Raw genomic sequence first — 11,018 nt, forward strand, 5'->3', positions numbered from 1 at the left:
CCTGCCGCCTCCTAAGCCGGGATGGCGACAGAGCCCTGCGCGCTCTACCCGGACGCATTAGAATGTGTTCCAAGTCGGTTCGCCAGATCGTACAGGAGAAGTGTTCATTCCAATGGGACGACCGTTACGAATCGCCATCGATGGGCCGGCGGCCTCGGGGAAGAGCACTCTGGCCCAGCGCCTGGCCGCTCATCTGGGGTATGTTTATATCGATACGGGGGTGATGTATCGGGCGGTCACCTGGGCGGCCCTGCAGAAGGGCATCCCAGTGACGGACGAAGACGCCCTGACCCGTCTGGCGGAGACCCTGGATCTGGACATCCGGCCTCCCACCGTGGCCGATGGCCGCCTGTATACCGTGCAGGTGGAGGGTGTGGATGTCACATGGGCGCTTCGCAGCCCGGAGGTGGACGCGGCGGTCTCCCAGGTGTCGGCCTATCCAGGCGTCCGGCGCGCCCTCACCCATCGCCAGCGCCAGATCGGCTTGCGGGGCCAGGTGGTGATGGTCGGTCGAGATGTGGGAACTGTGGTCCTTCCGGAGGCCGATTTCAAGCTTTATTTGGATGCCGATCTGGAGACCCGGGCATGGCGCCGTTACCGGGAGCTTCAGGATCGAGGGGAAGCCATGTCCTTCGAAGAAGTCCTGGAGATCATGCGGCAACGGGACGCCATGGATCAGGAACGGGAAGTGGCGCCGCTTCGTCCGGCCCCCGACGCGATCGTTCTGGACACCACCGCGATGGATATCGAGGAAGTGTTCCATCGGGTGCTATCGCTCATCGAAGAGCGATGCCGGGAGACGCCGCATGTGGCGGGTTGAGCTGCACGCCCACACGCTTTACTCCCCTGACAGCATGGTTTCCCTGGAGGATTTCCTCACGGCCTGCCGTCGGAAAGGCCTGAACCGCGTGGCGGTGACCGATCATAACACGATCGAGGGAGCGTTACGGCTGAAGGAGCGAGCTCCGGACCTCATCATCGTGGGGGAGGAAATCCGCACCCGGGAAGGGGAAGTGCTCGCCTATTTCATTGAGCGGGAGATCCCGAAAGGCCTTCCCCTGAGGGAAACCATCGACCGGATTCGAGAGCAGGGTGGGGTGGCCGCGCTCCCGCACCCCTGCGACCGGGCGCGGGGCTCCGCGGTGGGTCAGGAGATGGCCGAGGCGGTGATCCCTTTGGTGGATGCCGTGGAAGTTTTTAACGCGCGTTGTGTGTTCCCGGGCGACAACGCCTGCGCCGCGGCACTGGCCGCGCGGTTCGGCAAGCCGGGCTTCTCCGGCAGCGATGCGCACACCCTCTGGGAACTGGGCCGGGCCTGGACGGGCCTTCCGCCCTTTGAGGACGCGGCAGGCTTCCTGCAGGCCCTGCGCCAGGCCCACCCCACCTGTCGTTTAAGCCCCTTCTGGGTGCACCTGTTCTCCGTGTGGGCGAAGTGGCTTCACCCTCGAAAGGGTGCACAGGCAAAGCTTCGATAGCCTTCGCATTGTAGTGGAGAGTGCCTCCTTGATTATCTGAACGCCCTCTGGCCAGGGAGGCGAAGAGGCCCGCACGATCAGTGGTTATGCCGGCCAGATCAACCACCCGGCCTCCGGATGTCGCTCCACGCGCATGGGGATCTCGTAGGCGGCCTCCAGAAGAGCTGGCTGCAGGACCTCTTCGGGAGGCCCGAAAGCCAGGGCCCGGCCGTTTTTCAGCAGCAGCAACTGATCGCAGAAACGGGCCGCCAGATGGAGATCGTGGATCGCCAGCACCCCCGCCATACGGTCCGTCTGAAGCATCCGGCGGATCAGCTGGAGGAGCCGAAGCTGATATTTCAGGTCCAGATGGGCGAAGGCCTCATCCAGCAACAGGATGCGAGGGGTCTGAGCGAAGGCGCGGGCGATGAGCAGGCGCTGGCGTTCCCCTCCTGAAAGCGTCCCCACCCGCCGTTCCGAAAAGGCCTGGGTCTCCGTTCGGATCATCGCTTGCTCGATCTGCAGGCGATCCGTTGAGGAGAGCGCGGACAGCCAGGAGAGATAGGGGGTGCGCCCGAAGGCGACCACCTCCTCCCCGGTGAACGCTTCGGGGAGGGAGGCCCCCTGGGGGACCACGGCGATCCAGCGGGCCCGCTGCTCAGGGGGAAGGATATGGAGCGGGATGTTCTCCCAGAAGATCGAGCCGACCTGGATCGGGATCACACCGCTCAACGCGCGAAGCACCGTCGTCTTTCCGGCGCCGTTGGGGCCGATCAACCCCAGCGCTCGACCCGGCTCCACGGAGAAGCTTAACCCTGCGACCACCACGCGATCTCCATAGGCAATCTGCAAACCTTCTACTCGAAGCATGCCCATTTTCTCCGCTCTCGGAATCCTGAATATGCGGTCCGGGCTTTTTCGTCTCCTTGAGTCTAAAGGCTCTCCTAATCCCTGCAAAGCAAGGGATCCTCTAAAACGGATCACCCCGGGTTATACGGAAGCCGTGCAGCACTACTTAGCGATGAGCTGATAGAGCTGCCGTGGCGATGGACCTCCTTATGTTATCTCTCCTCCCTAAGTCTCAAGAGGTCTCATGGAGGAGGATTTTTTATTTTCATGGTTGGGCGAGGCCGCCTCTGGCGGCTTGGCGGCCTCGCCCAACCGAAGACACCGGCAAACAGAAAGTGTGATCTGTCCGAAGTAAATACCAACCACGCGGCCTCATGATATATCCCTCTCCTGTACGGGGAGTATCATACCGGCAGTATCATACTGATTGAAGCATGCAGACAGCCGTTCCCATCCTGGCCACGGGCACGTCGATCCTAGTGTTCGCGCCGCTCCAGCGCGATTACATCCGGGGAGTGATCGGGGGGATGCTAAAATCACTTGGGCTTACGCCGTCGAGAATCGAACAGATGGGGCGGAAGGGTTCCCCCGCCAGTTACGCAACAAATCTCAAATCAGGAGCGTGCGATGCACGAGCCCATATCGGTTCCTCCTCGATCCCTGGAAGCTCTGCGTCCTATAGTAGGGGATGAAACGATCCAGATGCTTCGGGAGCTGGCGGCGCCCTTGCGCGGCCTGCGGGTGCTACACGTGAATGCCACCGCCTTTGGCGGAGGGGTGGCGGAGATCCTGACCACCCATATCCCCTTGCTGCGAGATCTGGGTCTGGAGGCGGAATGGCGGGTGATCCATGGGGACGACGCCTTCTTCCGGGTCACCAAGGCGATGCATAACGGCCTCCAGGGGATGGATCTCGCTTTCACCCCGGAGATGCAGGAGACCTGGAAGGAAGGCAACCAGCGGAACGCGACGTCTCTGCCCGGTGACTACGATGTGATCATGATCCATGACCCTCAGCCAGCCGGCATCCCGTTGCTGCGGGAACGCCGCGGGGCCCGTTTCTGGATCTGGCGCTGTCACATCGACACCAGCGCCCCGAACCCGGCTTTCTGGTCATTCCTGCTTCCCTATCTTTCCGCTTACGACGCGGCGATCTTCACGATGGCCGAATACGTAGGCCCAAGCTTTCCCATCTCTCGCGTCGCCATCATCCCACCCACCATCGATCCGCTCTCGCCTAAAAACGCCCCAATGGATCCGCAGGAGGCCTGGGCCATCGTTGCCCGATTCGGGGTGGACGTGAACCGTCCGCTGCTCCTGCAGGTCTCCCGCTTCGACCCATGGAAGGATCCCCTCGGGGTGATCGATGCCTATCGGCTGGTCAAGCGAGAGCGCCCCGAGGTCCAGCTGGCCCTCGTCGGATCGATGGCCCACGATGACCCGGAAGGCTGGTTTTATTACGATCGCACCCTGCGGCATGCCGGGGAGGATCCGGATCTCCATGTGCTGCACAACTTCCACGGAGTGGGGGCCTGGGAGGTGAATGCCTTCCAGCGGACTGCGGATGTGGTGATCCAGAAATCCCTGCGAGAAGGGTTCGGGCTTACCGTCACGGAGGCATTATGGAAGGGGAAGCCGGTCATCGGGGGACGGGTCGGTGGGATTCCGTTGCAGGTCCTGGATAGGGAAACCGGTTTCCTGGTCAGCAGCGTCGAGGAATGCGCGGCGAGGGCGCTGGAGTTGCTGGACCACCCGGAGACAGCGCGGACGATGGGGGAGCGAGGCCGGGAGCACGTGCGGCAGCATTTCCTGTGCACCCGGGGCCTCCGGGATGAGCTGCTGCTGCTTCGTTCTTTGCTGGGCTAAAGATTGTGGGGGAAATTCTCCTACCCTGCGAAAATCTCACAGGGGAGAGGAGATCATGATCCGGAGGAGGGCCCACCGGACATTTCAAGCATACTCTAAAAACGCTTGGAGTTCCTCAACCTGCTCCGGGTTCAGCGCCTGGATCAGACGCAGGAGAGCTTCGAAACCCTCGGGAGCGATCCGGAAGACCGTGCCGTGGTGAACACGGAGGAATTCGAAGTAGGAGCGAGCCTGGGGGATCTGGCGCACGAAGAAGAGAGGGATGGGCTCGCGGAGCCATACGACGGGGGAAGGTGCTAAATCGAAGGTATCATAAGGCCCCCCTTCGATCTCTGGGTAACCATCCGAGGCCAGGCGAGCCAGGCCGATGATCCCCTCGCCGGCCTGGTAGGCCACCACTACATCCCCCTTTCGCATCTCCCGGATCCGCGCCCATGAGACCGGCGAGCGGATCCACTCCCGACCTCCCCAGTTCCGCCCCTCCTCGGCTGGGTTCTGGAAGAAGTCCCGCCAGTGCCACTTCCCTGCGGAAGTGCTGGCGACCACCCACCAGGCGCGGCACCGACTCATGGCTTCTCCGGCCAATTCTTCGGATCCAGGGGGAAGGTGGGGTATCCCTCCTCACGCTCAGAAACGCGACATCCTCCTACCTATGACCCTCGGCTGGAGAGCGGCGTATCTTTCGCCGCGCTATCCGGCTAATCCGAAACGCACGGATGATCTCGAATGTAGAACCGCCATGGACGGGTGCGGGCGAGGAGATCCCCTCGCACCCGGATGCGGGGGCCGCTGACCACCTGATTGTCCGGAACCGGTTCCCCTCTCTCGATCCAGAGCCGGGCATCCGGTGCGCACAGGTCGTGGCCGTTGAACGTCCGATGGATACCCAGCCCTGCGCAAACCCGCCCGGGCCCCCGCAGCCAGTCCCGCATTGGGATCCCGGGGCGTCGCCGAGCGATCCATGAAAGCCCTTCCTCCGGCTCCAGAGCCCGGATCAGGATGGCAGCCGGGAAGCCTTCCGGTTCGGTGACGATGTTCAGACAATAGTGCTGACCGTAGATCATATAGACATAGGCGTGACCGGGCGGACCATACATGACCGCGTTACGGAGGGTACAGCCAACAGAGGCATGGGAGGCCTGATCTTCCTCCCCGATGTAGGCCTCCACCTCGACAATGCGCCCGGAGATCCGACGCCCACGGACCAGGCGCACGAGGCGCCGGCCCAGGAGATCCCGCGCCACCTCTAAAGTGGGACGTTCGAAAAAGGCGCGGGGAAGCCGTTGCATGGTCTCCTGAGCTGGTTGTCGAGGGTCAGCTGTCTTCATTCGGATCGACCTGGGTGGCGCTCGCTTGGGGCTGATCGCGCTCTCTACTGTATGTGGGTGAGAGAGCCCGCTGGAGGGAGCGGTCGCACATCTCCGCCCACGCCCCAGGCCAGCGCGGTGCGCAGGCGGCCCCCAGGTGTTCTAATGCCCGCCGGGCACATCCCGCTGCACGCCGGACGGGCGGGCCGCAGCCGGCGGATTCAAAATGGCCAGACCATCCGGGCGGTGCGGGGGGCCGAAGGCCTCCCGCACTGCCCTCGAAAACCGCCAAAGGCCACAGGTCCTTTAGGAGGGAAGAAAGATGGCCACCCGAGTCCCCTTGCCCGGAGCGCTGGAGATGGAGAGCTGCCCCCCCAGCATCTCCACCCACTGACGGATAGAAGTCAATCCAATGGTCTTGCGCCGCGGTGCATTCGCCAGCGCCTCCTCCACATCGAACCCCACGCCGTTGTCCTCCACCTCCAGGCGAACCCCCTGCGGTTGGAAGGCCAGACGGACCACCGCCTGAGAGGCCTGGGCGTGTAGACGCACATTCGTGAGGAGCTCTTGGATGATGCGGAAGAGGGCCGCCTCCTGGTAGGCAGCCAGCCGGCGCTCTTCCCCACTGATCTGCAGAGTAAGAGAGAATTTCACTTTGTCCTTTAAGGTCTCCACGTAGCGTCGCACCGTGGGGACCAGCCCCAGATCATCCAGGCTCATCGGGCGGATGTCGAACAGGAACTCCCGCATGCGCTGGAAGGTCTCGACGACCGCGCTTTTCAAGGCCGCGAGCTCCGCCTTCGCTCGCTCCGGGTCCCGCTGGAAGAGCCGTTCGCAGATCTCCGCCTGCAACACCAGGTTGGTCAACGCTTGGGCGGGCCCATCATGGAGCTGGCGGACCAGCCGCTGGCGTTCCTGTTCCTGGGCCTCAAAGAGGCGGACGATGAGGCTGGACTCCGCGCCGGGGCGAGAGGTTGAGGCGGCTTCCTGCGCCAGAGCCAGCATGGAGAGGATGCGATCCAGGGCCTCCAGGTAGCGCTGGAGGTGGGCCTCCAGGCCTTGAAATTTCTCCAGCTGCCCTCGCATCAGCCATAGCCGCTTCTGGACGTCCATAGCGGATTGATAAGTCTCGATGATCTCGGCGGTCGGGATGTTCTCCAGCCGGCTCTCCATTTGTTTGATTTGATTGGTCAGGTGCAGGCTACGCTGAGCCAGCCGTTCCACATCGGTTGAGGTCTGCCGGATCAATGCCTGCAGTTCCGATAGTTGCTGCTGGGCAGCCTCCTGCTCCTCACGGCAGTAATTCAACAGATCCCGCAGAGGTGCGGTCTGCTCGGTCACGGCTTCTCCTCCGGGACGATAGGCTCTTCAGGCAGGCGGACCCACCCGCGGCGGATCGCCAGGATGGCCGCCTGGGTCCGATCGCTCAAATCCAGTTTGCGCAGAATTGCCGTCATGTGATTCTTAACGGTCTGCTGGCTGATCCTCAGCCGTTCCGCGATGGCCTTGTTGCTATATCCCAGGGCGACATACTGGAGGATCTCCTGCTCCCGAGGGGAGAGAACAGGATCTTCGATTTCTTCTGCCTCGCCCACAATCCGTTGCACCTCAGCGGCGTTCACCACCTGGGAGCCCAGGATGTAACGCCCGGAGAGCACGTGACGGATGTTCTGGAGGAGGAGATCAGGGGGCGTATCCTTGGAACAGTAACCATTCGCGCCGATGCGGATGGCATGGCGCATCTGCTCCTCGCTGTCATAAGCGGTCAGGACTAAAATGGCACCCTCAAACCCATGGGCTCGCGCCTGGCGGATCACATCCAGGCCATTGAGGCCCGGCAGATGAACGTCCATCAACACGAGATGAGGATTCAGTCTCAGGATCATGTTCAGGGCGGTCTGTCCATCCGCGGCCTCACCGACCACCTGGAGGCCCGGTTCTGGGACCAGCGTATCCCGCACGCCCTTGCGGAACAACGGGTGGTCGTCCACGATCAGCACCCGATACGTCATCGCCACGCCTCCTTTCTCTATCATCCCCCATCGCCCGCTGTTACTTTGTCCAGTTAAAAATGAGGTGTTCGGACGGCTAAGAGCCCATCCGGTTATAACCATCCTCTCTGGAAGCGTTCATAGGATAACACCACGGAATAAGGCGGAAGCTTCCCTCATCCCCTCCTCTCTCCCATCAGAGGAGAAAGGAGGGAGGGCTTCGGGGCGGCGAAGCCGTCGCCCCGAAACCCCACTTCCCCCCATAAGGGGGGAGAGGGGTTGATCCGCCTTCTGGGTCCTTCTGCAGGGCCCCTGAGGGATGAGGCGTTCCAAATATTTTTAAAATGAAACCGCAGATTAGACAAGCCAGGATTCCCTGTGAGGCGAGACGCCATGGATCTCCTGATTCGAACGAGCGCCATGCTGGCGATTTTATTGGGAGGACCCGCCCTGGCCCTGTGGGCGAGGGCCCGGTGGAGGCGGCCCGTAGCCTGGCTGGGGGTCGGGGCCCTGACGTTCACGGGGGCGCAGGCGCTCCGCTTGCCCCTGCTGGCGGGGTTGACTGAGCTGTTCCGCCGCGGATGGCTTCCCCAGCCGCCCAACCCGCTGCTCTTTAATCTGGTGGTCCTCAGTCTCTCCGCTGGCCTCTTTGAGGAAACCGCCCGCTGGCTGGGGATGCGATGGGCTCACCGTCGCCAGACCTACGTGGGAAAAAGCTTGGAGGGCGCGGATGCCCTGGTGCTGGGCCTGGCCCATGGAGGCACAGAAGCTTTCTGGTTGGGGCTGGTGGGATGGATCCAGCTGATCGTGATGCAGCTGATGCAGGAAGGGGCGCTTCCAATCCCCCCGGGGACCGAAACAGCGGTCGCGGCCTACTGGGCCACGCCCGCCTGGATCCCCTGGGTGGGTGTGCTGGAGCGGGGGCTGGCCCTCATCCTCCACACCGGCCTCGCCTTTCTGATCTGGCTGGGGGTCCGCCGGAGGCAACCGGCCTGGTGGGGAATGGCGGTATTCCTCCACGCCCTGGTGAATGGAACCGCCGGCTACGCCCTGGTTCGCTGGGGGATCTGGGGGGCCGAAGGGATTGTGGCGCTCTGGGCGCTGGCGATGGGCTGGGGGATCCGGCGGATCTGGGCGACAAGCGGCTCGCCGTAAAGCTCGTCTGGCCCTCTGGGCCGTGGGGAAAGAGGAATAAGGAGGGTGGGACGATGCATCACCCAACGATTGAAAGGCGGGGCCGGTCACTCCAGGCGACCGACCCCATCCTCCTGAGAAGGCTTTAGCGTTCAGGCAGAGACCGGAACGGATGCGGTAGGAACGGCCATCTCCATCCGGCGGGCCGCCAGATAGGCCTTCACCACCAGATCCATCAGGCCGCTCACCTGGACACCCATGCCATAATAGTCGCTCAGATCCCCCAGTTGCAGGCGGCAATTATCGCATGAGGCCGCTACGATCTGGGCTCCTGTCCGACGAATCTGCTCCACTTTGCGATGTCCAGCCCGCATGCGCTTCTCATACCATTCGGGAACGGCCACCAGGCCTGCCCCGCCGCCGCAACAGAAATTCTCCGCCCGGTTCGGAGTCATCTCCCGGAAATCCTGGACAACCGCACGCAGGATGATCCGGGGCTCTTCCAGCAGGCCACCGTTCCGGCCCAGATTGCAGGAATCGTGATAGGTGACCGGCTCCGGGTTCGCCGAGGGGTCCAGCGGCAGGCGACCCTGCTGGATCCACTCCGCCGCCACTTCGATGATGCTGCGCACCCGGAAGGGGAAATCGTCGAACCAGTTCGGCGCTTCCCAGCGCAGAACGGTATAGGCGTGACCGCATTCGGCGAGAATGATTTCCTTCACCCCCAGCCGCCGGGCCTCGTCTACAATCCGCCGCGCAATGGCCTTAGCGCGCTGGATATCGGCCAGGAAGTATCCATAATTGGCCGCCTCGAACATGCTCAGGGTCCAGTCGGCCCCGACGGCATGAAAGAGAATGGCCGCCGGCAGGATGGTGTGGGCGCCGGAGAGGGCGACATAGAGGATCTCCGCGCCCGCTTTCTCCACCGGGATGCGGGCCTCGGGATCGCCGGTTTGTTCCTGCAACTCTCGTTCCAGCTCTCGGATCTGATCGATATAGAATTCCCGGAAGAACTCCAGATTCTCCTCCCGGGCGATAGCGGCGTCAGCGAGCTGGACGAGCATCTCCGGAGCCTTCCCGACGGCCGTCAGCATCGCACGGGCGGCCCGCATAATCAGCGCTGTATCCACACCCATCGGGCAGTTCATCGTGCAGCGGCGGCACAGGGTGCATGCGCCGAAGGCGATCTCCGCCAGTTCCTCCAGATCGGCCTCCCGGAGATCCTTCGCCCCCACCCACCATGGGAACAGACGCCCGATCGGATCGTGAAGGCGCCGGTAGAAGCGGCGGACCGCCTCCGCTTTCGCGGCCGGCGCGTTGCGGAACTCGGGCTCAGCGGCGAACACATGGCACGATTCCGCACAGATCCCGCAGCGGGCACATACCTCCAGGGAGGCGAGCAAGCGGCGGTCCAGCGACTTCTCGAAGGTCGTCAGGGCTTGCTGAATGAGCTCGCTCATGGAAGCCTCCTAACCCAGCACTGCTCGTCGGCCATAGAAGAGGCCAAAGAAGAACCGGGAGAAGAAGAAATAGATGCAGTGCCGGATCTTGGTCACTGGGATGGCGACCAGCGTCAGGGCAGACAGGCCGTAGAACACCGCCATCCAGCGAGGATCCGCCCAGAAGGCCACCCCCGCCGCCTGCCATGCGGTCACCAGCGCCACCGCTGCATAGTCGTCGGGATGGCTGAGGGCGCGGAGCCGTTCGTCAAAGATCCGCATCAGGATCCCGATCACGCCACCCGCCGCCCCGATCCCCGTGAGGACCAGTCCGCCCACCGCAAGGGGAGCCGGAAGGCTCAACCGCCAGGGGCTGACGGCCAGGGAGGCCAGGGTTGCGAAGATCCCCACATGGAAAAGCACCCCCCGCAGATACGGGAGGAGGTGCTGGCGGGTGCTCTCCTTCGCCCACGGCATCATGCCCATGGTGAACGCATACAAGATCCCTCGCCATGCCGAACCGCGAGCGGGAGACCGATCCGGACGCAGGGGTCGGGCCAGCAGCCCGCGCAGCCGCCAAGCCACCCCTCCGACGCTGATGCCCAGGGCGATCAGGACCATCCATCCCCATAGCGCCGTCGCGCTCATTTCAGCCTCCGCACCACGAAGCGGATGACCTTGTCTTGCTTTTCAATGGTCACCAGCTCATTGCCGGTGCTCCGGCACCAAGCCGGGATGTCCGCCATCACCCCGGGGTCGGTCGCATAGGCCTCAATGACCCCGCCGACAGGAACGTTCTTGATCGCCTGATTGATCTTCACCACAGGCATGGGGCACAGCAAGCCCTTGAGATCCAGCGTGAGATCCGGTTTCACCTCCATTGGGCGCCTCCTGACAAAGGAATCTTGACTCTTCAGGCCTGTTGCGTAATTCCTGGGGAAGGGCTCTGGAGGGCGGCCATCCGCCCGATTGGCGCTC

Annotated in this window: 13 protein-coding genes; 5 read left to right on the forward strand and 8 right to left on the reverse strand. The window is 63.2% G+C overall.

Annotated elements, in window-relative coordinates:
* Window positions 1–112: 112 nt before the first annotated feature.
* Both cmk and NZM16_RS06515 read left to right on the forward strand, forming a co-directional pair.
* Window positions 113–820, forward strand: coding sequence for a (d)CMP kinase (gene cmk / locus NZM16_RS06510; protein ID WP_295448470.1), 708 nt, complete (start codon window positions 113–115; stop codon window positions 818–820).
* Entirely contained in the window at window positions 807–1,475 is a 669-nt protein-coding gene (locus NZM16_RS06515) for a PHP domain-containing protein (RefSeq protein WP_295448473.1), read from the forward strand. Before cmk ends, NZM16_RS06515 begins: the two co-directional genes overlap by 14 nt.
* Before the next feature lie 84 nt (window positions 1,476–1,559).
* On the opposite strand, the gene NZM16_RS06520 is transcribed toward NZM16_RS06515, so the two are convergent.
* Complete coding sequence (locus tag NZM16_RS06520; protein ID WP_295448476.1) at window positions 1,560–2,324, reverse strand: ABC transporter ATP-binding protein; 765 nt, start codon at window positions 2,322–2,324, stop codon at window positions 1,560–1,562.
* Between the two features lie 29 nt (window positions 2,325–2,353).
* Here NZM16_RS06520 and NZM16_RS14015 point away from each other — a divergent pair, with 29 nt between their 5' ends.
* Window positions 2,354–2,428: a hypothetical protein gene (locus tag NZM16_RS14015; RefSeq protein WP_366946164.1), complete on the forward strand. Its 75-nt coding sequence runs from the start codon at window positions 2,354–2,356 to the stop codon at window positions 2,426–2,428.
* A 502-nt stretch (window positions 2,429–2,930) separates the two neighbouring features.
* Entirely contained in the window at window positions 2,931–4,169 is a 1,239-nt protein-coding gene (locus NZM16_RS06525) for a glycosyltransferase (RefSeq protein WP_295448479.1), read from the forward strand.
* 84 nt (window positions 4,170–4,253) lie between these two features.
* Here NZM16_RS06525 and NZM16_RS06530 read toward each other — a convergent pair whose 3' ends face one another.
* From NZM16_RS06530 to NZM16_RS06545, 4 genes are all read right to left on the reverse strand, one after another.
* Window positions 4,254–4,739, reverse strand: coding sequence for a hypothetical protein (locus tag NZM16_RS06530; RefSeq protein ID WP_295448481.1), 486 nt, complete (start codon window positions 4,737–4,739; stop codon window positions 4,254–4,256).
* A 128-nt stretch (window positions 4,740–4,867) separates the two neighbouring features.
* Window positions 4,868–5,458: a DNA-3-methyladenine glycosylase gene (locus tag NZM16_RS06535; RefSeq protein WP_295479417.1), complete on the reverse strand. Its 591-nt coding sequence runs from the start codon at window positions 5,456–5,458 to the stop codon at window positions 4,868–4,870.
* A gap of 324 nt (window positions 5,459–5,782) precedes the next feature.
* Complete coding sequence (locus tag NZM16_RS06540) at window positions 5,783–6,817, reverse strand: sensor histidine kinase (protein WP_295448491.1); 1,035 nt, start codon at window positions 6,815–6,817, stop codon at window positions 5,783–5,785.
* Complete coding sequence (locus NZM16_RS06545; protein ID WP_295479420.1) at window positions 6,814–7,488, reverse strand: response regulator transcription factor; 675 nt, start codon at window positions 7,486–7,488, stop codon at window positions 6,814–6,816. The genes NZM16_RS06540 and NZM16_RS06545 overlap by 4 nt, the downstream gene beginning before the upstream one ends.
* A gap of 372 nt (window positions 7,489–7,860) precedes the next feature.
* Here NZM16_RS06545 and NZM16_RS06550 point away from each other — a divergent pair, with 372 nt between their 5' ends.
* Window positions 7,861–8,622, forward strand: coding sequence for a YhfC family glutamic-type intramembrane protease (locus NZM16_RS06550; RefSeq protein ID WP_295479424.1), 762 nt, complete (start codon window positions 7,861–7,863; stop codon window positions 8,620–8,622).
* Between the two features lie 131 nt (window positions 8,623–8,753).
* On the opposite strand, the gene NZM16_RS06555 is transcribed toward NZM16_RS06550, so the two are convergent.
* The 3 genes from NZM16_RS06555 to NZM16_RS06565 are packed head-to-tail and all read right to left on the reverse strand — an operon-like array spanning window position 8,754 to window position 10,921.
* Window positions 8,754–10,061, reverse strand: coding sequence for a (Fe-S)-binding protein (locus NZM16_RS06555; protein ID WP_295448500.1), 1,308 nt, complete (start codon window positions 10,059–10,061; stop codon window positions 8,754–8,756).
* 9 nt (window positions 10,062–10,070) lie between these two features.
* Window positions 10,071–10,688 carry a hypothetical protein gene (locus NZM16_RS06560; RefSeq protein ID WP_295479426.1) on the reverse strand — a complete coding sequence of 206 codons (618 nt, stop codon included), beginning with the start codon at window positions 10,686–10,688 and terminating at the stop codon, window positions 10,071–10,073.
* Window positions 10,685–10,921 (reverse strand): sulfurtransferase TusA family protein, encoded by a 237-nt coding sequence (locus tag NZM16_RS06565; protein ID WP_295448503.1) that lies wholly within the window; start codon window positions 10,919–10,921, stop codon window positions 10,685–10,687. The genes NZM16_RS06560 and NZM16_RS06565 overlap by 4 nt, the downstream gene beginning before the upstream one ends.
* Window positions 10,922–11,018: the final 97 nt, after the last annotated feature.

This window comes from Thermoflexus sp. (assembly GCF_025055495.1).
Classification (GTDB): Bacteria; Chloroflexota; Anaerolineae; order Thermoflexales; family Thermoflexaceae; genus Thermoflexus.